This window comes from Aquincola sp. J276 (assembly GCF_024700035.1).
Lineage (GTDB): Bacteria > Pseudomonadota > Gammaproteobacteria > Burkholderiales > Burkholderiaceae_C > Aquincola > Aquincola tertiaricarbonis.
The window spans coordinates 466747-490550 of sequence record NZ_JAJONC010000001.1 but is presented as its reverse complement, the minus strand read 5'-3'; the positions used below and the strand labels follow the sequence as shown (position 1 = coordinate 490550).

The window sequence follows — 23804 nt, the reverse complement described above, 5'->3', positions numbered from 1 at the left end:
TCACACACCACTTGCTTGGATGCCAGATACGAGCGATGCGTTCGCGCGATCGCAAGCGGTCCGTCAGCTATCGGCCGAGCGACATGATCTTCGCAACAAAGCCGACGGCCCGCTGGTGAGTCGTTGCTCGACCGCTGAGCCCTTGCGCCAGCCGGCAGCTGACTCATGCTAAGGTGACGTGTCCGTTCAGTGCAGCCAATCCCGGCACTTTGAGGAGCGCATCTTGATTGAAGCGAAATCAGTCATTGGACTCCGCTTGCTAGAAGACGCCGTAGGCAGCAACTGTCTGCGCCAATCCCCTTCCTTCAGAGTTGACGACTTCCAGAATTACAGTCTTGTCATAGACGCCCGGGCTCCCCGCGAATATGAAGAAGATCACATTCCTGGCTCAGTCAATCTCCCAGTTGTCGACGATGCACAGTTCGCGGAGGTAGGAACGCTTTACACGTCTAATCCGCACAAGGCGTATTTGCTGGGTGCACAGTACTCGCTCGGCAACATCGCAAGTCACCTTGCATCACGGATCTCACATTACGGCAGAGACGCGAGATTCTTAGTCTACTGCTTTCGCGGAGGCAAGCGGAGCCGCGTGTGGGCCGATACATTGCGAAACATTGGGTACAGGACGGACGTGCTGCACGGCGGTTGGAAAGCCTACCGAGCCTGGGTCCGCAGTGGGCTAGACGTTGGCCCTTCAGCATTTCGCTACCGAGTGATCTCAGGTCTCACTGGTTGCGGCAAAACGCTTCTTTTGGCAGCGCTGCGGGACCGCGGTGAACAGACGCTCGACCTGGAGGGAATGGCGGCTCATCGCGGCTCCCTGATAGGCGCCTTCCCCAATCGGAGCCAGCCTTCACAGAAGAGCTTCGACAGCGAGCTTTTTGCGCAACTCCGTGCGCTCGACCCTAGCAAGCCGGTGTGGGTTGAAGCAGAAAGTAAGAAGATCGGCCGCATCCAGATCCCGCCTTCGCTGCATCAAGCAATCGTGACATCGCCAACGATTGAGCTCTTAAGCTCGGTGCGAGCTCGAGTGAACCTACTCAAACTGTCTTACCCCAACTTCGTTCACGAACCAACATCAATGGTGCAGCAGCTCGCCCCACTGAAGGCGCTCGTCGGCGGCGCAGAGTACAAGTGCTGGCAACTCCTTGCTGGAGAGGCGAATGTCGACGCTCTCTTCGAAAGAGTCCTTGTCACTCATTATGACCCGAGCTACACGCGATCTGCCCGCAGACAATCGGACTCCAACGTGCAAATTGCATGGGATCCGACAGATTCGGCCGAGGTGGCTAGTACAGCGAGCGCGCTGGCGCAGCTGACCGATGACCAGTTCAAGCGCCCGGAAAGTGCCTAGGCAAGCAAACCAGCCTCCAGCCCTGAGGCTCAACCTGTCGCAGCGGATCGACTTTCCAAGCGTTCAATGCCGGTAGCATCAACCACCGCCATAGCGGCGGGAAAAATGACGCCATCAACAGGATCACGTAGCCAGCTGGTAGCCTCGGAGAGCCGGCCCTTGGAACGACGCGGTAGAACGGCAAGCGGGAATCACGATGATGAGTTTGGTGCAACGCCATATTCAGCATCAGCCAGCCTTGAAATCGGCAGCGGTCCTCCCAGGCGTATTGCCCTGCATCTGCATCGGCAATGCTGTCCTCGCCTAGTCCCCAATGCTGTAAGTAAGTGACAGCCTGAACGCCAAAATGCACGCCAGCAATCACAGCCGCATATAGCAGAATGCCTACGGAACCAGCGGCCCAACAAAAAGCGGCGGCCATAAGCACAGTTGCCATTATTCCGTCGCCAAGACCTCCTAAGACTACGTGCTTATTCCGCCTTGCGGCCTGCATCGCGTTGTATTGGAGCGCCGACCGAACCACCCGCTGGGTCCTCCGCGCTGCAAACTGCCAAACGGATTCGTTCAAGCGCGGCCACTCCGCGAGTTCCACATTGCCGGAGACGCTGTGGTGCATGAGGTGTTCCTGTGCGAGCCATGGGTAGCCCGCAGCACCTGCTAGAAACGCGCCAAGGCGCCGCCGCCAACCTCTCTGATGGATTAGTTCATGCGCAACCACCACAGCGAAGAAGCAACATGTCCATAAACTTGCTCCAAACAACAAAGGCTGTGAACCGACGCCGTACCGTTGAATAACCGTTATGGAAACGGTTAGAGCCGCAGCCGCAAACACCGCATAGACTACCGGCAGTAGGTCGAGAATGGATGCTACCCGTTCAGACCATAGAGTGGGCCGCTCTGATGTGTTGCCCAGGAGGAACCGAGACAAAGGCCCGACACCAAAGACGACAAAGAACGCCAGCCATTGTTGATCGAGAAACTGCCCGATCACGAGTAGCGCGAACGGCATGAAGACAAAGAGATAGCCGAATGCTTGCATGACGCCTTCTTTCTAGACGATGCCAAAACGACTGGCGGTTTCAGCCGCGCGGCGCCGCTGAGGCACGCCAAGCTTCGCATTGAGTCGCTGCCAACGCGTGTTGACGGTCGCCTCGCTGAGTCCAAGCCGGATGGCTGCCGTCTTCGTTCCAAGGCCTGCGAGCTCCAGGCGAAGCATCTCTATCTCAAAGTCACTGATAGATAGTCGATTAATTAGTTCTGCACGAAGAAACCTGCTCCACCAGTCGTGCAACTCAAGCGAAAGAGCACGTGCCAGCAGGCGGATCTTCTCGTAGCCGTACCCGTCGAACTTCCCAACCGAAGCCGAGCCCAATGCGAGCATGCCGACACGAGCGCTTGCTCCAAAGGCAGGAGCCGGAGCGATGCACACCGAGACCAGTCCGTAGCGCCTTGCCAACTCTACGGCGGCCTGCTGGCCTGCAGTATGGACCGGGATAGCACAGGCTGAGATTGGCTCTGCATGACTAGCAGCGTACGACAGCCAAGGGTCGCTCGCGAATCGAGCCATCCTTTTGTACTCTAAGCACCAACGGGGGTCGGCGGCCAGCAGGAAGTGGTAGCTCTCGTGAGACTGATCGTCCCTCAGGTAGCTGACAAACACCGCCTGTTCAGCGCCTAGTCCGGTCGCGGCGTTAAGAAACACGTCGTGCACGTCTGGTGGACTTTTGCAGTCCCTTACTCGGCTAAGCCACTCGAGCACTAGGCGTTCATCGATGTTGTGACATGGGGATGTCATGTTGACCATCGACTAATTCTCGAACAGTCTTCTCTAGCTGCTCGTGCAAGACAGGATACTCAAACCTTGTATCGTCTGCGGCGTGCACCGACTCGAAGTGTCTAATGCTATTGAAACGCATGATGTACACGGTGTCTTCTAGACCACCGGATCGCTCAACTCTCTTCATGCGCAACACACCGGACACCAGTTCCACGACGAAGCGAAGTTTGCCGTCCGCAGTCGCTAGCTCTCGGCAAGTCGCAGACGGTCGCGTTGTCGAGCTTGCTCTAGCCGACGGACCAGTTTGGCACTTCTGACTCATGCTTTGAGCCCAGGGCATGTCCGCAAGACTGACAGGTCAAGCCTGCGCAATGATCGCCTTCCCGCTGGCTGATCCAGGAGAACGCAGACTCTTCACAACACTCTTCGCAAAACAGGATGAGATAACGGAAGTCGCGTTTGCAGTGGAGGCATCGCGTCCAGTCCGCTACATCGCGGGTCATCGTCTCAAAGGCGTCGGCCTTGTCAGTACCGCACCGTGGACAAGCAACCAAGAAGTCAGTCATCTGCACCCCTCGCGACGCTGAGATCAGCATTCAAGTGTGGTCAGCGCATCCCATCGCACTGTCCGCGACGATACGCCGTTCCAGGATCACGGCTGCAAGCGAGATCCCCACCAGAATTCAGCAAGTCGTAACAAATTCTTTCTGATCAGCCTAGCGCACCGATTCGCTGCCTCTCAGGCAGATATGAAATTCTGTCGAAAATCATTCAGCCGACCGGATGAGCACGTTCTAGATTGCACCCATCGCGTTCTCACAAGAGGGGATAGACATGCATCTAGATCCGTCGCATCACTTGCAGGACGCAATTTTGCTCCGGCTTCCTCGAGTTCTCGCGGTCACGGGCCTGACCCGGTCAACCGTCTACCGGTTAGTAGCTCGCAAGTCCTTCCCCAGCCAGGTTCAGCTGTCTGACCGCACCGTTGCATGGAGAAGTCGCGATGTTGAGGAGTGGACGAGGAGTCGGCGCGCCAGACAAGGCTGTGACGATGCGACAACGGCCAGCGCCTCGCCCAATCGAACCACAGGTGACGGTTCACTAGACGTTCGCCTTAACAAGCAGCCACGCAAGAACCAACCAGCCCAGCATCTTGCCCACCGCCCAGGTGGAGAACGAATAGGACAGCGGGTCGAAGAGTGCCGTCCTCAGACGCCGCAAGCCCCACGTTGCCAGCAACACCGGCGTGGCGATCGACAACACGCCGGCGTAGTCGATGCGGGTGGAAAAACCGCTAAGGACGCTCCACACCACCAAAGGCCAGAGGATCGCGTCCGCAATGCTCAGCCAGCGTCTTCCCTTGAACTGGCGTGGGGGCATCTTGGGACGACTGGGAAGCAGCAGCCAAACCATAAGCTCTCGTCGGTTGGTGGAGCGTATGGCGCAAACACTATGCGACCGGGCACCAAATATCCAGTCACGTACGGCAACGAAACGAACGCCGCCTGAACAAGCGATGTGTCTGCGACTCCACAGCAAAGTCGTTTTCAGACTCTTAACATCAACTTGTGAGAGATCATGAACCTTGACCTTCAACTCCTGCGAGCCACTTCGACGGCGGCCCGGGGCCCGGTAGTGGCGGCTACGCTGTGTCTGACTGCGTTGAGCTCGCACGCCCTCGACGGCTGCCTTGTCCTCCTCTGCCTGGCCGCCCCCAGCTGGCGCGCCATCCCGCAATGTGTCCCGCCCATCCGCGAGCTGTTCCGCGACCTGGCGCGCGGCCGTCCCTTCCCCACCTGCGCCATGGCCGGCGCCGGTAACAGCGCCAGCCACCGCTGGTCCAGTGTCCCGGACTTCTGCCCGCCCCAGTACATCGCCCGCAACGACACCGAGGGCAGCATCCAATACCACTGCGACTACGCCGGCGCCGTGTCGGTGTCCATCCGCGGTGAACCCTTCGCCCGCACCTGGTGGCGCCTGGACGGCGAGGCCGTGACCGAGTTCAGCCCGAGTGCCAAGGCCCAGCTGGGCACCTGGGACCGCCGCTTCGACAACGACTACGCCGCCTGGCTGGCCACCCGCCCGCCGGTCCTGCCGGACCCGACCGCCCCGTGAGCCCCCCATGGTCCCCGCCTGGCTTGCCCCGCTGCTGCTGGCGTGTGCACCCGACGTGCACGCCACCACCGCGCAGGCGCTCATCCAGACCGAGAGCGCCTTCAACCCCTGGGCCATCGGTGTCGTCGGTGGTGCGCTGCTGCGCCAGCCGCGCCATCACGCCGAGGCATTGGCCACCGCCCGTGCCCTGCAGGCCGCCGGCTGGAACTTCAGCGTCGGCTTGGGCCAGATCAACGTCCACAACTGGGACCGCCTGGGCCTGACACCCGCCTCCGCGTTTGATACCTGCCGCAACCTGGCCGCGATGCAGTCCGTGCTGCTCGAGTGCCGGGCGCGTGTTGCGCCGGGTGGCGTGCCGCCGGACCAGGCGGCGCTGCACCGCACTCTCTCCTGTTACTACGGCGGCAACGCTACCACCGGCTTCCGCCATGGCTACGTGCACCGCGTGCGGGCTGCCGTCTCGGCCGTGCGTCCTGTGTCCCCTGTCCCTGTCAAGGAGTCACCATGAGCCGTTTGCTGCACATCGCCCGCTGGGCCACCCTCACCCTGGCGCCGTGCCTGGTCAGCGCCGCCCGCGCCCAGGGCTTCGACAAGGTCAACACCACCGTCGTCAACATCAACACCATCCTGGTGACGATCTCGGTGGCGGTGGTGACCATCGCCATCATCTGGGCCGGCTTCAAGATGATTTTTCAGGGCGCTCGCCTGTCCGACGTCGCCAACGTGCTGATCGGCGGCACCCTGGTCGGTGGCGCCGGCGCCTTTGCGGCCTACATCGTCAACTGACGGGAGTACGCCGTGCAGGCCGAGGTCATCTACAAGGGTGCCACCCGCCCGGCGATGAAGCTGGGCATCCCGCTGGTGCCGCTGGTGCTGGTGCTGGGCACCGGCTTCCTGCTGATGCTGTGGGGCGGCCTGCTGCTCAGTGGCTGGATCGCACTCGGCGTGGCCGTCGCCTGGGTGCCGGCCCTGGTGGCCATGCGCCTCGTCACCGCGCAGGACGACCAGCGCTTCTGGCAGGTTTACCTGGCGCTGAAGCTGCGCTGGCCGCAGCGCAACCGTCGTTTCTGGCAGTCGCGCAGTTATGCGCCCACCCTCTACCGGGGAGCCTGTGATGCTTACCGCCGCTGATGGCCCGGGCCGCCCACCTCAGCACCGCGTCCATCGCCGGCCGGCCTCCCACCTGCTGCACCCGCGCTGCTGGCAGCAGGCGCTGGCCGAGCTCCCGCTGGCCCGGCTGATCCCCTTCTCGTCCCTGCTGACGCCCCACGACATCATCACCCGCGGCGGCGACTACCTGCGCGTCTGGCGGCTGGAGGGCGTGCCGTTTGAGTGCGCCGATGAACCGCTGATCGCTGAGCGCCATGAAGCCTGGTGCAGCCTGCTGCGCAACCTGGCGGGCGGCCACTGGGCCGTCTGGACCCACCGGCTGCACCGCACCGTGTCGGACCGGCTGGACGACCCGGCCGAGCCGGGCTTTGCGCGGGACCTGTCACGCGCCTACCAGGACCGCCTGGGTGCGCAGCGCATGATGAGCCACGAGCTCTACCTGACGCTGGTCTACCGGCCGACCATCTCCCGTGTCGGCCGGGCGTTCCAGAGCCCGCAGCGCACCCGGGACACCATCGCCGCTCAGCAGGCCGACGCCCTGGTCGCGATGGCCGAGCGCTCGGCGCTGGTGGAACGGATGCTGCGGGGTTTTGGTCCGCAGCGGCTGGGCAGCCGGGAGCACGGCGGACGCCTCTACTCGGAGGTCGCCGAGTTCCTGGGCCTCCTGGTCAACGGGCACTGGCGCCCCATCCCGCTGGCGGCGGGGCCGCTGTACCGCGCGCTGCCGGTGACACGGCTGTCCTTTGGCGGCGACAAGCTGGAGCTGCGCCACGGCGACCAGCGGCGCTACGCCGCGCTGGTCGACATCAAGGAGTATGCCGATGCGGTGGAGCCGGGGGTGCTGAACGCCCTGCTCTATGAGTCCAGCGAGTTCATCGAGACGCAGAGCTTTTCCATCCTGCCGCGGCGAGAGGCAATGCGGGCGCTGACCCTGCAGCGCGACCAGCTGATCGCCAGCGACGACGTGGTGGCCACCCAGGTGGCGGACATGGACGCCGCCTTGAACGACTTGGGCGATGGCCAGTTCTGCATGGGCGAGTACCACTACAGCCTGGTAGTACTCGGCGACAGCGTGGCCGACGCCGGCCGCCGGGCGGCGCAGGCCATCGGGGCGGTGGGCGAGGCGTCCAGCCTGCAGATGGCGCCGGTGGACCTGGTGGCCGATGCCGCCTGGTTTGCCCAGTGGCCGGGCAACTGGCAGTGGCGGCCGCGGGCGGCCCAGCTGTCGTCGCGGGCGTTTGCCGCGCTGGCCAGCGGCCACAACTTCGCGCGCGGCAAGCGCGACGGCAACCCGTGGGGCCAGGCGCTGGCGCTGCTGCGCACGCCGTCAGGGCAGCCGTTTTACCTGAACCTGCACGCCAGCCCGCCGGGCCAGGACAGCACCGACCAGGCGCTGCCGGGCAACACGCTGATCATCGGCTCCACCGGCGTGGGCAAGACGACGCTGGAGATGTGCCTGCTGACACTGACGCGCAAGTGGACCCCGGCACCGCGGTTGGTGCTGTTTGACCTCGACCGGGGCTGCGAGATCGCGGTGCGTGCGCTGGGCGGGCGTTACCTGCAGCTGCAGGCGGGCCAGCCGACCGGGCTGAACCCGCTGCAGCAGCCACCCACCCCGGCGCGGCTGCAGGCCTGGGAGCAGCTGATCCGCACCTGCCTGGCGACGCCGGCGCTGCCGCTGCTGCCGGCCGACGAGCGGGCCATCGCCGACGCCGTGCGGGCGGTGGCCAGTCTGCCAGCCGCGCTCCGGCGCATGTCCTCCGTCCGGCAGAACCTGCCCAAGGCCGGGGCCAACAGCCTGTACGACCGCCTCGGCCGCTGGTGCGCCGGGGGCGCGCTGGGCTGGGTGTTCGACGAAGCCGACGACCGGCTGCAGCCGCTGCAGGACAGCCCGGTGGTGGGCTTTGACACCACCGACTTTCTGGAGCTGCCGGAGGTGCGCACACCGGTGATGATGGTGCTGCTGCAGGCGATGCAGGAGCGCATCACGGGCGAGCGGCTGGTCTACGTCATCTCGGAGTTCTGGAAGGCGCTGGACCACGAGGTTTTCAGCGACTTCGCCAAGCAGCAGCAAAAGACCATCCGCAAGCACAACGGGCTGGGCATCTTCGACACGCAGAGTCCGTCAGACGTGTTGCGCCACCCGATCGGCCGCACGATGGTCGAGCAGAGCGTGACCAAGCTGTTCCTCGCCAACACCGACGCCGTGCGCGAGGAGTACGTCGAAGGCTTTGGGCTCAGCCAGGCCGAGTTCGAGATCGTGCGCAGCCTCGGGCACCACGGCGGACGGCGGTTCCTCTTCAAGCAAGGCACCACCAGCGCGATCTGCGAGCTGGACCTGACGGGATTGGACAACCTGGTCACCGTGCTGTCCGCCACCACCGAGCACCTCGGACTGCTCGACAAACTCCGCGAAAGCCATGGTGACGATCCGTTTCAGTGGCTTCCCGCGCTGCAGCGGGAGGTTCACGATCGACGGCTGCGCATCGTTCGGAGGCTGGCATGAAGATCCTGACATCGCTCGCTTGTACTGTTGCACTGCTTTTGCAGGCGGGTGTCGCTGAGGCCCAGTTCGTCAAGGGCAACGAAGCCGTACACATTGCGCCAGATGGGAGCCGCCGGGTTGAGACGCCGCCAGTCGGCAACGCACTTCTTGCCAAGCCCTGTGCTGCGGCCAGGCCCGGCTGTAGGGGAGCGGGATGGCACATGGTCGAGACGGTCGACGGACTCCAGGAGTGCACTGAGCCATACGCCCGCCCGACGACCTGCAGACCATCCACCTACGGAAAAGAGAAGCGGAGCCGACTCTGGATCGTTAAACACAACGGGCAGTGGATGCAATGCCAACGACCCGACGTCCAAAGCAGGTGCGTGAGCACGAAGGCGCTGCCATACAGCGCGGTGCAGTAGGGAGCGGAAGATGTTCGCTTGGGTCGGCAATCAGCTGGACATCGTGCTCAACGGCTACCTGCTTAGCGTAGTCGTTGCGCTGACGAACGCCATTCGCCCGTTGGCTTTGACTGCGACGACACTGTGGGTCGGTCTGTACGGCTGGGCCGTCTTGCGCGGCCAAGTAGCAGAGTCATTGCCAAACTTTGTCTGGCAATGCTCTAAGACGGGGCTGATTCTCGCCATCGCGCTCCAAACGGGGCTTTACGTTCAAACCATATCGAACGTAGCGTACGGCTTGGCCAATGGTGTATCGACCATCTTCCTTCCCGCCGCAGTGGACCCAGACACGGTTACGACGCCCTACGCACTCCTAGATGAATTTAACGAGCGTGCCCTCGAGCTCGTTATGGCGCTGATGGAAGACGCAAGCCTTCTTCGCCTTGATTTGCTGCTCGCAGCCGCTGTGACGGTGATTGGCAACTTGGTTTTCTTGTGTGTCGCACTCTTCGTCGTCACGCTCGCCAAAGTGTTGATGACGTTTGTTATTGCCATTGGACCCGTGTTCGTGCTAGCACTCGCTTGGCGCCCAACAGCCCGCTTCTTCGACAGCTGGCTATCCATGACATTGAACACCGTGGTGCTGAATTGGTTCACGTTCTTTGCTTTAGGCTTGAGCATCTACATGGGCCAGCAGATCGTCGCGGTGGTACAGGCGCAAGGCGGCTTCAACGGCCCCACGTTCAACGTCGTCGCCGAAAGCCTCAAATACTGCGTCGTGATGGTGCTGATGGCCATCATCTGCTTCCAGGCACCTGGATTGGCGGCCGCGCTCACCGGCGGCGCGCCGGTGCAGCAAGGCCTGCAGATGGTGCAAAACGCGATGATGATCGCCGGCCTGCGCTCCATTTCCGCCGCGCGCAATGGTCCTGCCGCACCGGGCCAAGGCGGCACGGTCCGAGCGGGTGCCGGCGTACTCGGCCACGTGCAGCGTCTGTCAGCCGCCGTGAGTTCCGCCGCCAGCAGCAGCGCGGCCGCGCCGCGCACTCCCGCCTACCGCCGCGCCGCCCTGCGCGGCCTGTCCTGAACGCCTTGACACCCAGGAGACTGCCATGGCCTACCTGCGCCGATGCTTTGCCCGCCTAATGTGTGCCCTGGCGGTGGGCGGTGGCTTCGCCCCGAGTGCGAGCGTCGCCCAAGGCATCCCCGTCATCGACGCCGCCAACCTGGCACAGACCATCCAGCAGGTGGCCAACGACATCACCGGCATCCAGAACCAGGTGCAGCAGATCACCCAGCTACAGGCCCAGATCAACAGCCTCAACGGCATCCGTGGCCTGGGCGCGGTTTTCAACAACCCGGCGCTGCAGAACTACATTCCGGCCGAGGCCCATCACGTCGTCAATGCGGTCAACATCTCGGGTTATTCGGGCCTCAGCGCCACCGCCAAGGCCCTGCGCGACGTCGGCATGGTCTACAACTGTGCCGACCGCTCCGGCGACGCTCGCCTGGCCTGCCAGTCGGCGCTGGCCCAGCCCTACCAGCACAAAGGCCTGGTGCAGGACGCCATGCGTGCCGCAGCAGGCCGGCTCGGCCAGATCCAGGCCTTGATGGGCCAGATCAACGCCACCACCGACCAGAAGTCCGTCCAGGAGATCCAGGCGCGCATCGGCGCCGAAAACGCCTTGCTGGCGCACGAGATGTCGCAGCTGCAGATGCTGCAGGGCCTGGCCGACAGCGAGGAGCGCATTGCGCGTTCCCGCGAGCGTGAACGCCAGTACGAGATGTTGAGCCGCACCGGCCGCATCGCCGACTACCTGCCCTGATCGAGAGGCCCTCATGAACGCCGTCCTGACACCAGGCGGGGCCGCCGCATGGCCCGATGCCGCACCCTCCGAGGCCGCGATGCCGCCGGATGCGCCGCCTTCGCTCACAGCCCCGGACACGGCCCGCGCAGCTGCCGGTCACAAAATCGGACGCGGACGACGTGTTTGCTGGCAACCGAAGTTGGGAGCTGGACCGCGGCCTGCTGCTTGAGCGCTCCGAGCGCCGCGCTTGGCGCGTGGCGTTGGCGGGGGCCCTGTTGGGCCTGCTCGGCATCACCGCTGTGTTCATGCAAGGACCACTGCGACGCGTCGTTGAGATCCCCATCGTCGTCGACCGCGTCACCGGCGAAACCACCATCCAGCAGCGGCTGTCCGAAGAATCCATCCCGGCCCTGGACGCCCTGGACAAGCACAACCTGGCCACGTTTGTGCGCGCCCGCGAAGGCTACAGCTGGATGTTCCTGCAGCGCGACTTCGACCAGGTCGCGCGCATGGCGGTGCCGGGAGTCTTCGCCGACTACAACCGGCAGTTCGAAGGCGACGCCGCGCTGCACAAAAAGCTCGCCGCCGCGGAGGAGTGGCGGATCCAGGTCATCGGCGTGCGTTTGTCGCCGTCCGGCCGTCGCGGCAACCGAGGCGACGCCACCGTCACCTACGACAAGGTGGCCCGCCGCAGCGACCGCCAGACGCCGGAGACCACCACGCGCCACGTCGCCAGCGTCGTCTTCGAGTACCAGCCCAGAGTGCTGGCCAACGAACGTGACCGCCTGGAGAACCCGTTTGGCTTTGTGGTGACGGCCTACCGATCGGACCCTGAACTCAATTCGTCCCCAGCTGGAGCCAAGCCATGACGGCCCTGCGAGCAACACTGCTGGCGGCGCTGTGGGCCGGCCTGATCCCGCCCGCAACAGCCGACCCGCGGCTGCGTGACGTGTTCTACGACCCGCAAGCCGTGCTGAGTGTGCCCGTGCAGCGTGGCGTCGTGACCTTGATCGTGCTCGACCCCGATGAAGCCATCGCCGAGGTGGGTGTGGGCCTGGGTGGTGACTGCAGCAAGCCAGAAGCCGTCTGGTGCATCGCCGCCCAGCCGGGTGGCCGCCATGTCTTCGTCAAGGCAAAAACTGGTGCACGCGCAGACAACACCCTGGCGGTCGTCACCGATCGACGGGTGCACAACTTCCAGCTGCAAGTCGTCGACGGCGGCCGTGGCCAGCTGCCGGTGTACCGGCTCACCGTGCGCGCACCAGTGCCCGCGCCGCCGTCAGCCGTCGCCCCAGCGGCAAGGCCGCTGCCGCCCCTGTCCGCGGTTATGCAGATCGACCCGGCGACTCTGGTGGCCGACCGGCTGCAGGCGCAGCCGGCCATCCGCAACACCGCCTACTCCATTGCGCAAGGCGCGGGCTCCGAGGACATCCTGCCGTCGCTCATCTTCGACGACGGACGCTTCACCTACCTGCGCTTTGCGGGCAACCGCGAGGTACCGGCGGTGTTCCAGGTCCTGGGCGACGGCCGTGAGGCACTGGTCAATGTGCGCATGGAAGGTGACCTGCTGGTGGTGGACCGCGTGGCGCGCCGGCTCACCCTGAGAGCCGGCCAGGCCGTGGTGGCCGTCTGGAACGACGCCTTCGACCTGGACGGCATGCCGCCGACAGGCGGCACCACAGTGCCGGGCGTCCTTCGGCGACTCAAGGGAGAGCGTGTCAGCGACCCGGTCCACGACGCTCCTGTTCACCCTCCGCAACCGCTCCATGCGCCCGTGGCGCCTGCAACCTCAACAGGAGACGGCGATGAGTGATGCCCTTCCACGCGCCGACCTGCCAGGGGAGCCAAGGACCGGTCCGGCGCCGGCGGCCGCCCAGCACACGATGCAGCCGCTGCCCGGCGAACCCGGCATCCCACATGTTGGCGTTAAGCCGCCGCTGCGTCTGTCACGCAAGAGCCTGCTGGCCCTGAGCCTGCTGCTGGTCACCGCGGCGCTGGCCGGCGGTGCCTGGCTGCATCAGGGCCTGAGCCGCCTGCGCGCCCCTAAAGCCCCCGATGCGCCGCAAGCGGCGCAGCAACCTGCGGCCGCCACCACGGTCCCTCGACGGCTGGACCTGACCGTGCCGGAGATCGCGGCAAGCGCCCCGCTGGCAGCCGCTTCCGCCGCACCGCTCATCCCCGCGCTCGACCCAACGGCACCACTGGCCGAGCCCATCCCCGTGCGCCGCACCGGCACGGCAGGCACCAACCCTGGCGGGCCGCCGCCCGTGGCACCCGAGGACGCGCCGGTGCTGCTGCTGACGAGCCGCCCCGGCACCACGTCGACTCCGCGCAGCCCGCCGGCCGCAATGCCCTCGGTATCCGCCAACAACGATCCCAACGCGGCCCTGGCCGCCACCAGCGAGCGCCTGGAGGGCTACCAGCGGCAGTTGCAAGGTCTGCTGCGCAGCCTCGAACAGGGCACCGCGCAAACGACGGCGCCCACGCCCGGTTCGACACCGACCGGCCCCCTGCTCGGACCGCCGGTCGGCCCCCAGGCCGAAGGACGTCGCCCGCCCGCCGCCGGGCTGCTCGGCGGTACCCTGCCCGCCTCTTCGACCGAACGGGTTGTTGCCGGCACGTTGGGCCACCGCAGCCTGACCCTGCCTAAGGGCACCGCCTTCACCTGTGCGCTCAAGACCCGGGTGGTCAGTGCCACCGCCGGCCTGGTGGGCTGCCAGGTGCAGCGCAACGTCTACAGCGACGACGGCCGCGTGCTGCTGATCGAGCGTGGCAGCCACCTCGACGGCGAGTACCGCGTGGCGGCCGTGCGGCCGGGCACGGTGCGCATCCCGGTGCTGTGGACCCGGGTGCGCACGCCGCTGGGCGTGGTGGTCGCGCTGGAGTCCCCGGCCACCGGCCCCTTGGGCGAATCTGGCCTCGAAGGCTATGTTGACAACCGCTGGACCGAGCGCCTGGGCGCGGCCATGCTGGTCTCGCTGATCGACGATGCGCTGCAGGTGGTGGTGCAGAACCAGAACAGCGCCAACAGGGACACGGTGGTGCTGCAGTCGAGCACCGGCAACGCCAGTCAGCTGGCCGAGAAGGTGCTCGAGTCCACCATCAACATCCCACCGCTCCTCAGCCAGCACCAGGGTGGGCTGGTCGGCATTTACGTTGCGCGTGACGTCGACTTCTCGTCGGTCTACGAACTGCACCCGGGGGCGCGATGAACACCAAGCTGGACCTGCAAGGGGCTGTCCCCCTCTGCGCCGCGCCGGCCGCCTGGTGCGGCGACGCCACTTCGGTGATCAATTTCCTGCAGCCGCTGCGTCTGGCACTCGATGCGCCCGGTGTGCTGGAGGTGTGTGTCAACCGCCCTGGTGAGCTGTTGGTCGAAACCCTGCACGGCTGGCAGACGGTCGAAGCACCGGCCATGAGCTACGACCGCTGCCTCGCACTGGCGACGGCGGTGGCCACCTTCTGCGACCAGCAGATCCATGCCGAGCGGCCGCTGCTGGCCGCCACCTTGCCCACCGGCGAGCGGGTGCAGGTGGTCATTCCGCCGGCCGTGCCGCGTGGCACGGTGTCGATCACCGTGCGCAAGCCATCGGCCGTCGTCAAGCGGTTGGATCAACTGCACCACGAGGGCCTGTTTGATCGGGTGGCCACCGCCACCGGCGACACGCTGTCGCCGCTGGAGCAAGAACTGCAATCTTTGCAGGCCGCGGGCCGTTATGCCGCCTTCCTGCGCCTGGCCGTGCAAACGCGGCAGACCATCGTCGTCAGCGGCCGCACTGGCTGTGGCAAGACCACTTTCATGAAGGCGCTCATCGAAGAGGTGCCGACCAACGAGCGCCTGATCACCATCGAGGACACGGCGGAACTGGCGCTGGACCACCACCCGAACGTGGTGCACCTGTTCTACAGCCGCAATATTCCCGGCAGCGCGGTGACCGCGCGCACGCTGCTCGAGGCCAGCCTGCGCATGAAACCCGACCGGCTGTTCCTGGCCGAGGTGCGCGGCGAGGAGTGTTTTTCCTTTGTGCGGCTGGCGGCGTCGGGGCACCCGGGCAGCATCACCAGCGTGCACGCCGGCAGCTGCGCGCTGGCGCTGTCGCAGATGGCGCTGATGATCCGCGAGAGCGGCGCCGGTGGCAGCTTGAGCCTGCCCGAAATTCACGGCCTGTTGCACACGGTGATCGACGTTGTGGTGCAGATCGATCGCGATGCGCAGGGGCGGCATGTCAGCGAGCTGTTGTACCGGCCCCGGGCTCAACGGCGGCTGAGCGATGAACCCCTTGGAGCACGGCCATGAGCACCCTCGCCGGCCCGACGCTGACCGCCTGGCCACGCAGCCGGCAGATGGCTGCAGCGGTGTTCATCGTGGGTGTACTGGGGGCGCTGGTGGTGGGCGCCCTGTACACCGCTGGATGGCTGTTCCTGCTCTGGCACCGCGCCGACCCGCGCCAGGCCAGCTGGTTCAGCATCCTCGACTACTGGCAGGCCTATGGCGCCGCGCCGCAATTCCAGCGGCCGTTGCTGCTGTGCACCGCCTTGCCGGGCGCACTGGCCCTGCTGCTGCCCATCGGCCTGGTGGTGGCGGCCCGGCCGCGGCGCGCGCTGCACGGCGCGGCGCGATTTGCGACGCCGGCGGAGGTCCGTCGGGCCGGCCTCACCGGCGCGCGCTCGACCGCGGGCCCCAGCATCCTGCTCGGTCGCCACCGCGGCCGTTTCCTCAGCCTGCCCGGCCCGCTGTCGGTGATGCTCTCGGCGCCCACCCGCAGCGGCAAGGGCGTGGGTGTGGTGATCCCCAACCTGCTCAACTGGCCCGACTCGGTGGTGGTGCTGGACATCAAGGGGGAGAACTACGACCTGACGGCGGGCTACCGCGCGGAACACGGGCAGGCGGTGTGGGCGTTTTCGCCGTTCGATGAGGCCGGCCGCAGCCACCGGTGGAACCCGCTGTCGGCGGTGCGCACGTCGCCGCTGCACCGCGTGATCGACCTGCTGACGATTGGGCAGGTGTTTTTTCCGAACGACGGTAGCGGGACGTCGTCGGAAGCGTTTTTTAACGACCAGGCGCGCAACCTGTTCCTCGGGCTCGGCTTGTTGCTGCTGGAGACACCATTGTGGCCGCGCACACTCGGCGAAATGTTGCGGCAGTCCTCGGGCCAAGGGCAGCCGCTGAAGGACCACCTGCAAGGCCTGATCAGCAGCCGGCGTGAGTCTCCAACGAAGGATCTGCCGGCGCTGTCGGATGAGTGTGTTGACGCGCTACAGCGGCTGCTGTCGAACTCCGACAACACCCTGTCCAGCGTCGTGGCCACCTTCCATGCACCACTGACCATCTTCGCGGATGTGGTGGTCGACGCCGCCACCAGCGGCGACGACTTCCGGCTGCAGGACCTGCGCCGTCAGCGGCTGTCGGTCTACGTGCGCATTCCGCCGAATCGGCTGCTGAATGCCCGGCCGCTGCTGAACCTGTTTTTTTCGCAACTGGTGAGCTTGAACACCCAGCAGCTGCCGAGCCAGGATGCGTCCTTGACCGTGCAGTGCCTGCTGGTGAACGACGAGTTCACCGCGATGGGGCGCGTGCCAATCATCAGCACCGCGGCTGCCTTCCTGGCGGGTTATGGCCTGCGCCTGCTGACCGTCGTGCAGGCGATGTCGCAGCTCGACGCGGTATACGGCGACAAGGAAGCGCGCACGTTTGCGACCAACCACGGGCTGCAGATCCTGTTTGCGCCGCGGGAACAGCGTGACGCGGACGAGTACAGCGCGATGCTGGGCACCTTCACCGAACGCGCGACCTCGCACGGGCGCAGCCGGTCCTTCAGCGGGCGCAGCGCCAGCAGTGTCAGCCGCAACGAGAGTGACCAGCGGCGTGCCTTGCTGTTGCCGCAGGAGTTCAAGGAGCTCGGCAGCGAACGGCTGGTGATCGTGGCCGAACACTGCAAGCCCATCCTCGGCGACAAGATCCGCTACCACCAGGACCCGGTCTTCCGGGCCCGATTGCGGCCACCGCCGGTGGTGCCGGCGATGGACCTGGACCTGCACCTGGCCAAGGTGCAGCGGCGGGTGCGGCTGCTGCCGGAGGACCTGCCCGCCGATGCCACCTTGTCGGTCGATCGCCTGGCCATGGACTTCAGCCCCCTGCCCGACCGCTTTGACGGCGCACCCGATGACGCGGCACGCCAGTGTCTCAATTGTTTTGTCGAGGCAGCGCAGCCCATTGAAGGCGGTGCCATCGAGCCGGAGCCCGACGAAGACGGTGTGTTGGCCAGTGGACCCGAGGTCGAACGCCTGGATCGTGCGAGCCCCGCGCTCCCTACAGGAGACCTGCCATGCGCATCCTGACCCTGAGTCTCGTGACCACCGCGCTGGCGGCCTGCAGCAGCCCGCCGCCGCTGCCCACCGCGGACGACGCACCACGGCGTCCCATCAACACGCCGGAGGCGGTGGCGTTGCAAAGCTGTCGCCATGCGCTGCACAACGGCCGCATCGAACTGCGCGAGTCGCGGGAGCAGGTGGCGCAACACGCCCACCGGCTGGTGCAGTGGGCGCAGCAGGTGCCCAGCGCTCCTCCGGCGCCGCTGGGCAACACCGTCATCACGGTGCGCTTTGCGTACGGCAGCCACGAGGTGAACTTGTCGGCTGAGGTGCTGCAAGCGCTGCTGCCAGCCGCACGGCAAGCGCCGCTGGTCCTGCTGCGGGGCCGCACCGACGGCAGCACCGACAGCTTCGCTGAGGCGCGCATCGCACGCGAGCGTGCGCACGCCGTGCGCGACCTGCTGGTGGCGGCGGGCATCGAGCCGTCCCGCATCCGGGCCACGTACCAGCCGTCCGGGGATGCCGTGGCCGACAACAGCAGCCCCAGCGGGCGTGATCTGAACCGCCGGGTGGAGATCGAGCTGTACCGCGTGGCGCCTGTGGCGCTCAGTGCCCAGGCGCTGGCAGCCGGGGCGATGTTGCCTTGAGCACCTAAGTCCGATCTTTTGTACAGCCAAAGGAGCTTGCCATGGACGATGTGCCTTCTCCCGCCCGTCCTGCCCCCGCCGGCGGCAGTGTGGAGCCTGCCAACCGCGCGACGGTTGCCAAGGCGCGTTTCCAGACGGCGCCCGAGCAAGCGGGAGAACGCTTTGAGCTGCGTGATCCCTTCGCCGAGGTGCTGTACACAACGACCCGATGGCCGGACATGGTCGCCAAGGCCGAGCAGCTCGGCAGCCGGCGGTTTGTGGCGATCGATGCGGACGGCCAACGCAGCCAAGTCGACAAGGTCGACGGGCAATGGCAGCGCGGGCCGCAGCGACCGGCGGCAGCCCCTCGGTCGCCGGCGGTCGCCACCACGCGGGACGAGGTCCCAGATCTGGGAACGACCGGGCAAGCCAAGGCGCATCAGGAGGACATCAGGCCCGCGACTGCTGTGCCGGGCCATGCGGCCGCGGATCGACACCCGCCGGCGCCTACTAGCCGCAGCAGCGGCCCGCTGTCCGAGATCGACCAGGCGGCCGACCGCAGCACGCGCTTGGCCCAACTGGAAGCCGCGCTGAAAGACCGGTATGTCATCAAGCGCGCCGCCGTGACGCTGGGGGATGTGCAGGTGGGCCGCACCGAATACCGCTTCCGCGGGGACACCACCCGCGTGGCCTTCACCGAATCCACCTTCAAGTTGTCGACCGACACCAACAGCCCATCGGTGGCGCGTTCGATGATCGACGTCGCCGAGGCGCGCAATTGGCGGGCCTTGAGGGTGTCCGGCAACGAGGAGTTCAAGCGCCTGGTGTGGCTGGAGGCGTCGGTGCGCGGCGTCAAGGCGCTGGGCTATGAGCCCAACCCGGCCGACCTCGAGGTGCTGGCGAAGGAGCGGGAGGCGCGCCAGCGCAACCGCATCGAAGCGGTGCCCGAGGCGAACACGTCGCCCGACGCCCAAAAGGGCAGCAGCGGCCGGGGTGGTGGCGGGCGCAAGGCGGTCATTGCCGCCATCGAAGCGATCCTGGTCGACAAGAAGGTACCACCGGCACAGCGTGAGGCGGTGCTGGCCGCAGCGACCGAACAGCTGGCGCAGCGCCTGCGGGCCGGCCAGACGCCCAAGGTGGCGGTGTACGACCGTGAAGCACCGTCGCAGCGGCCGGTGGTGGCGCCCCCGAGCGCAGCCGCACGCGCGACCGCACGGCGCCCACACGGTGAGGCCATGGACAGCAACGGCAACGTCGACAGCCGTCCGGCCTGCTATGCCTTCGATGACGTCGTGCTGGCGCCTCAAAGCCCAGCCTTCCCGGACGCCGTGGCCGAAGCTTATGCGCAGCGACTGCGCCCGCGCTGCCTGTGCCAGCCCAGGGGCGTGCCGATGTACATCGCGCACTGGGGTCCAACCTACCTCATCAAGCGCATGCCCGACACCGGCCCCGCACATGCGCCAGACTGTGCTTCCTATGAACCGCCCGTCGAGTGGTCGGGCCGTGGCGAGGTGGCGCCCGCGATTCAGGAGGATGTCACCACCGGCCTGGTCAGCTTGCGAGTGAACTTCCCGCTCAGCCAGCGGCCCGGGCGTCCTGGCGCGCCAGCAACCGGCGAGCCACGCGGCAGCGTGCGCAGCCCGGGCAGCCGGCTGACGCTGCGCGGGCTGCTGCACTACCTGTGGGAGCAAGCCGAGCTCAACCGCTGGCATCCGGGCTTTGCGGGCCGGCGCACTTGGGGCACGGTGCGGCGCCATCTGCTGCGGGCCGCGCGGCGCACCACGATCGGCGGGCAGCCGCTGGCGGCTCGTTTGTACGTGCCGGAGGTCTTCAGCGTGGCGCAGCGTGAGGTGCTGGCCCAGCGGCGGCGCCAGCAGTGGGCGTGCGCCCTGCCCCGGCCGGGCCAGCCGCAGCCGCTGCTGTTGGTGCTGGCCGAGCTCAAAGAGCTCGTGCCGGCACGTTATGGGCACCACGCGGTGCTCAAGCACCTGCCGGACGTGACCTGCTGGCTGGATGCGACCTTGATGCGGCGCCTGGCGCGGCACTTCGAGGCGGAGCTGACGACCTGGGGCGCCGAGCAGGATCTTCACCTGGTGCTGCTGGCCACGGCCCTGTTGTCCGACGTCGGCCGGCCCACCTTGGTGGAGGTCTGCCTGATGTTGACCACCGCCACCTGGCTGCCGGCGGACGATGGCTTCGAGGCGCAGCTGCTGCAGGCGCTGGTGCAGGCGGGACGGTGTTTCAGCAAGCCGCTGCGTTACCAACTCACCGGCGCCTCATTGCCGGCCGCGGTGCTCACCGACACGGACGACGCACCCACGCCGCTGTTTATGGTGTCGGACGACGGGAACGAGGCGGTCGCACGGCCCGCCGCCGCTTGGTGCTGGTCGCCGCGGGATTCGGTCATGCCGGCCTGGCCGGCGCGCCGGAACGCCACCTTCATGTCGCACACCACGCCATCACCGCCGCCCCCACCGGACGAGGGGCTGCAGGCGCTCACCGGACGGGCAGACTGCGCGGTAGACGTCCCGTCGGCACGATGATGAGCTTGGCTGCGCCTCTGCGTCCCACCCCGGTGCTGGACGACCCCACGGAGCACTGGTGTGCCCGCGTGCGGGGGCATCTGCACGGAACAGGCTACTGCGACGCGTGTGTGCAGGCGGCGCGTCGAATCGGACTGACGGGCTGGGCGCGCAACCGCAAGGACGGCTCGGTGGAGGTGGCCTTGCACGGCTCGGTGGAGCAACTGCTCGCCATGCGGCTATGGCTTGCCCATGGACCGGCGCTGGCCGAAGTGCGCAACATCGAATGGCGGCAGCTCACCCACCCGGGGCCGGTGGCCATCGCTTTCCACCGGCGCTTGTCGCTGTGACGACCCCTCGGACGCGGCGCGAGCCCCTACTTGGGCGGTGGTGAGCGCGGCCAGCGTGGCCGATGCTGGCGCCTCGACAACCACCGGCGACCACCATGGCCTTGATTCGTTGCCCCGCCTGCACCGACGTCGTCAGTTCGTTGGTGCGCACCTGCCCCAGTTGCCAAGCTTCGTTGCCGGCAGCGCAGGTCTGTCAGCCCACCAGCCCCCTGCCGGGTCGGCTGACCGCGCCGCGGCGGGTGCTTCCCGCCGTCCGGCGGGTGTCGAACTTTCCGACACGGGCCTGAACGGGCCCAAAGCCCCAGACTCGGAATAACTCCAGCGCCGCGCCGTTGGCAAGGGTCTGCTTGGGCCACTGACGTTGCAGACCCCATCCGCTTCCGGGGTGGCTTACTCATAGCGGAAGTCGTTGCCCTGCACACGCGTTTTGCAATCACTCCATCGCACTGCCAGTGACCCATGACCCTCTTCGACTGCTCGCTTTGGCCGACTTGCTCGCCCAGGTGATCGTCATGCAGGACCAGGAGCGCTGCAAACGCCACCCAGCCGAGTCCCTCTGGCTGTGTCAGACGCAACCGTGATGGCGTCCCGCAGTTTGATCCAACGACGCTGCGGGGCGCGACACCGGGCCCCGCCGCTCGACTGCGCACCTACGCCCAGGTGAACAAGGCCTCTGTCGCGGCCTGGTCCTGAGCAACTTGCTCGCCCGCGTTTTGAGCGTCACCGCGGGTGGCGGCACGCGGTCCGTTGTCGATTAAGTGCTTGCAGGTGCCGGAACCATTACAAGACGTGGCCTTTTGGGCATTTGAAGCGATCTGCCTCTCGCCCCTCGCCCGGCTCCACCTCGATCCTCGGCCAAACGTAGGTTGAGGCGCAGGCGGGGCACTTGAGCGAGAGGGGACGGCACCCTTGTCGGATCAGCGTGAAGCCGCCATAGCCTTCAAGCGGGTACACCTTGGCGCTCCAGCCAGCAAGATCCTTCTCGAAATCGCGGACGCTCCGAACCTCATCGAGAAAGTACGGTTGCATCTCCTTGGATCGGCCTGCCGCAGCCCACTTCCAACGGTTCTCGACATGGTCGCGCATCAGAAAGGTCAGCTCGCAAGGACCGCCGCCGCTTGGGCCCGATAAGGACTGCTCGCTCATCTTGCTCGAGAAGCACACCAGGAGGTTGGGGTTGAACGGCGGCTCATAGGGCGTGCGGAAGATGCCGCGGGCATACAAGGCCGCCCCATACCGTTCGGCCAGCCGGAGCCACACGGGCATGTCCAGCGGCGTGTTGCCCAGGATGAGGTGTTGCAGCTGGAGGTGCTCCTGGTCCAACAACAATAGCGCCCCGGCATCAGTCAAGCCGGTGTCGGACAGGTCCAGCGACTCCAAGGCCAGCAGCGCAACGCTGGCCAGCAGCTGACGCACCCCTTCATCACCGATCGCGTTACCCGACAGGTCCAGCTCTGCAATGTTGACGACGAACGAACTGCGGCGAAACGCCGCCATACCCGCGGCGGTGATGCCATTGCCCTGGAGCAGCAGGCGGACAACATAGCGCAGGTTGCGGCTCGCGACCAAGGTGGCCAGCCCCTTGTCGCCAAGGTCGTGTGCGTCGAACTTCAAGGTCGGCCCGCCGCGGGTGGGCCACAACTCGGGAAGGCTCAGGTCGAGCTCGACAAACTTCTGCAGGTGAGGATGCGGCGGTGGCGGTGGCGCCGGCTCCAGCGGACGAAACGGCACAGCCTCAGATGCCGCAGACTCCGAGATGCGCCGCAGCTGCTCGCGCGCTGCAATCCTCTCTAGCGAGCAGGACCTGTCGTCTTGGGCAGCTTCGTTTAGCGCCTGCCGTGCTCGCTCATGGTCGTCCTTGGACAGATACCACATGCCAATGAAAAACAGCAGCTCACTGCGCCACACATAGCTCGGTCGATAGTCGCCATACTTCAGCCACGCATCCTCGGATTCGGGTGACAGCCAAACCTTGGACGCTGCGAGTGCAGACCGACTCACCACCCACACGTCGTCGGGTGTGATGCGGTCGAGGAAGAGGTCGGTCAGCACGTCCCAGATTGACACGGCGGGCTGCGGCGGGCCGGTGTCGCAATAGTACAGTCCGCCCGGTCCCATGCAGACACACGCGCCGCTGAGCACAACAGGCGCCTTCTCGGCAGGTCCAAGGGATGGCATCGCCGAGTGGCGCAAGCCGTGAGCGACTTGGCACAGGTGAGCCCAGATCCGGAAGAACTCGGGCTTGTCCGTCTTTCCCGCCGTGAAAGTCTGGTACGCGCCGGCCAAGTCACCGGCAATCCACTGCAAACGGCCCAACCACTCCCGGACGTGAGACGGCACCGGACCGAGACCCGGCCTTGACATGTCGCTCACCGCGCCGGCGTAGTCGCCGATCTGCACCCGGGCGATGGCTCGATCGCGCCTCGCAAGGGCCAAACCAAAGCTGTCGGACGTGTCCTCGTCGAGGATCCTGGAGAACGCCTGCTCGGCCTCCGTGAACCGGTCGAGCCTAAAAAGGTGGTGAGCGCGGCGCAATTCAACGCCTGCGCCGCCGCCGCGGCGGATCGCCTCGTCATAACGGTGCAGCCGCAAGTCCGGATCGTCGGACACCAATTCCGCCAGCATCCACCACGGCTCCCACAGGCTCGGGTCAAGTGCCATCGCCCGGCGCAGGTCCGGCTCGGCGTCACCACGCGCCGGGCCACCGTAGTCCATGAACCAACGCGCACGGGCGACGAAGCTCCCGGCGTCGCCTTCCTGCACAGGAGGGCATGGCGGTGTGTACCGGAAGCTGGTCATCGCGAAACCGTAGCGCGCGGACAAGAGCCTGACCAGTCACCTTGAGCGGTACGCCCAAGGCGGCGAGTGGACTCGGGTTGGCGTCGGACGCGTGCAAGCCATGGCGGTGCAGGCCACCGATAGCCGCGGTGGCTATCGGTGC

At 66.2% G+C, this 23804-nt stretch carries 20 protein-coding genes and 1 pseudogene; 17 read left to right on the top strand and 4 right to left on the bottom strand.

Annotated elements, in window-relative coordinates:
• The first annotated feature begins 223 nt into the window (after nt 1-223).
• Nucleotides 224-1354: a tRNA 2-selenouridine(34) synthase MnmH gene (mnmH, locus tag LRS14_RS02370; RefSeq protein WP_257798458.1), complete on the top strand. Its 1131-nt coding sequence runs from the start codon at nt 224-226 to the stop codon at nt 1352-1354.
• Here the strand turns inward: mnmH and LRS14_RS02365 are convergent.
• A complete protein-coding gene (locus LRS14_RS02365) occupies nt 1332-2393 on the bottom strand; it encodes a fatty acid desaturase (protein ID WP_257798457.1) in 1062 nt (353 codons plus the stop codon). The genes mnmH and LRS14_RS02365 overlap by 23 nt on opposite strands.
• Nucleotides 2394-2405: 12 nt before the next feature.
• A complete protein-coding gene (locus LRS14_RS02360) occupies nt 2406-3065 on the bottom strand; it encodes a LuxR C-terminal-related transcriptional regulator (RefSeq protein WP_257798456.1) in 660 nt (219 codons plus the stop codon).
• Between the two features lie 900 nt (nt 3066-3965).
• On the opposite strand from LRS14_RS02360, the pseudogene LRS14_RS02355 reads away from it, so the two are divergent.
• A pseudogene (locus LRS14_RS02355) lies at nt 3966-4136 on the top strand (helix-turn-helix transcriptional regulator); the annotation flags it as partial.
• A gap of 96 nt (nt 4137-4232) precedes the next feature.
• On the opposite strand, the gene LRS14_RS02350 reads toward LRS14_RS02355, so the two are convergent.
• Nucleotides 4233-4544: a hypothetical protein gene (locus LRS14_RS02350; RefSeq protein WP_257800507.1), complete on the bottom strand. Its 312-nt coding sequence runs from the start codon at nt 4542-4544 to the stop codon at nt 4233-4235.
• 249 nt (nt 4545-4793) lie between these two features.
• Between LRS14_RS02350 and LRS14_RS02345 the strand changes: the two genes are divergently transcribed.
• The 15 genes from LRS14_RS02345 (at nt 4794) to LRS14_RS02275 (ending at nt 20863) form a co-directional block, all read left to right on the top strand.
• A complete protein-coding gene (locus LRS14_RS02345) occupies nt 4794-5246 on the top strand; it encodes a hypothetical protein (protein WP_257798455.1) in 453 nt (150 codons plus the stop codon).
• 7 nt (nt 5247-5253) lie between these two features.
• A complete protein-coding gene (locus LRS14_RS02340) occupies nt 5254-5754 on the top strand; it encodes a lytic transglycosylase domain-containing protein (RefSeq protein ID WP_257798454.1) in 501 nt (166 codons plus the stop codon).
• Complete coding sequence (locus LRS14_RS02335; RefSeq protein ID WP_257798453.1) at nt 5751-6032, top strand: TrbC/VirB2 family protein; 282 nt, start codon at nt 5751-5753, stop codon at nt 6030-6032. The genes LRS14_RS02340 and LRS14_RS02335 overlap by 4 nt, the downstream gene beginning before the upstream one ends.
• 12 nt (nt 6033-6044) lie before the next feature.
• The gene (locus tag LRS14_RS02330; protein WP_257798452.1) at nt 6045-6377 is read left to right on the top strand and encodes a VirB3 family type IV secretion system protein; all 333 of its coding nucleotides are present in this window, start codon (nt 6045-6047) and stop codon (nt 6375-6377) included.
• The gene (locus LRS14_RS02325; protein ID WP_257798451.1) at nt 6361-8862 is read left to right on the top strand and encodes a VirB4 family type IV secretion/conjugal transfer ATPase; all 2502 of its coding nucleotides are present in this window, start codon (nt 6361-6363) and stop codon (nt 8860-8862) included. Before LRS14_RS02330 ends, LRS14_RS02325 begins: the two co-directional genes overlap by 17 nt.
• A 414-nt stretch (nt 8863-9276) precedes the next feature.
• The gene (locus LRS14_RS02320) at nt 9277-10332 is read left to right on the top strand and encodes a type IV secretion system protein (protein WP_257798450.1); all 1056 of its coding nucleotides are present in this window, start codon (nt 9277-9279) and stop codon (nt 10330-10332) included.
• Between the two features lie 25 nt (nt 10333-10357).
• Complete coding sequence (locus LRS14_RS02315) at nt 10358-11071, top strand: type IV secretion system protein (RefSeq protein WP_257798449.1); 714 nt, start codon at nt 10358-10360, stop codon at nt 11069-11071.
• A gap of 56 nt (nt 11072-11127) precedes the next feature.
• On the top strand, nt 11128-11922 hold the full coding sequence (locus LRS14_RS02310) for a virB8 family protein (RefSeq protein WP_404977520.1): 795 nt from the start codon (nt 11128-11130) through the stop codon (nt 11920-11922).
• Entirely contained in the window at nt 11919-12866 is a 948-nt protein-coding gene (locus tag LRS14_RS02305) for a TrbG/VirB9 family P-type conjugative transfer protein (protein ID WP_257798447.1), read from the top strand. Before LRS14_RS02310 ends, LRS14_RS02305 begins: the two co-directional genes overlap by 4 nt.
• Nucleotides 12867-12936: 70 nt before the next feature.
• Nucleotides 12937-14265, top strand: a complete 1329-nt coding sequence (gene virB10, locus LRS14_RS02300; protein WP_257798446.1) for a type IV secretion system protein VirB10 — start codon at nt 12937-12939, stop codon at nt 14263-14265.
• The gene (gene virB11 / locus LRS14_RS02295) at nt 14262-15350 is read left to right on the top strand and encodes a P-type DNA transfer ATPase VirB11 (RefSeq protein ID WP_257798445.1); all 1089 of its coding nucleotides are present in this window, start codon (nt 14262-14264) and stop codon (nt 15348-15350) included. The genes virB10 and virB11 overlap by 4 nt, the downstream gene beginning before the upstream one ends.
• Entirely contained in the window at nt 15347-17392 is a 2046-nt protein-coding gene (locus tag LRS14_RS02290; RefSeq protein ID WP_257798444.1) for a type IV secretory system conjugative DNA transfer family protein, read from the top strand. Before virB11 ends, LRS14_RS02290 begins: the two co-directional genes overlap by 4 nt.
• Nucleotides 17380-18012, top strand: a complete 633-nt coding sequence (locus LRS14_RS02285) for an OmpA family protein (RefSeq protein ID WP_257798443.1) — start codon at nt 17380-17382, stop codon at nt 18010-18012. Before LRS14_RS02290 ends, LRS14_RS02285 begins: the two co-directional genes overlap by 13 nt.
• A 41-nt stretch (nt 18013-18053) precedes the next feature.
• Nucleotides 18054-20534 carry a DUF1173 family protein gene (locus LRS14_RS02280; protein WP_257798442.1) on the top strand — a complete coding sequence of 827 codons (2481 nt, stop codon included), beginning with the start codon at nt 18054-18056 and terminating at the stop codon, nt 20532-20534.
• 32 nt (nt 20535-20566) lie between these two features.
• Nucleotides 20567-20863: an acylphosphatase gene (locus tag LRS14_RS02275; protein WP_257798441.1), complete on the top strand. Its 297-nt coding sequence runs from the start codon at nt 20567-20569 to the stop codon at nt 20861-20863.
• 780 nt (nt 20864-21643) lie between these two features.
• Here LRS14_RS02275 and LRS14_RS30165 read toward each other — a convergent pair.
• Nucleotides 21644-23626: a tetratricopeptide repeat protein gene (locus LRS14_RS30165; protein ID WP_257798440.1), complete on the bottom strand. Its 1983-nt coding sequence runs from the start codon at nt 23624-23626 to the stop codon at nt 21644-21646.
• Nucleotides 23627-23804: the final 178 nt, after the last annotated feature.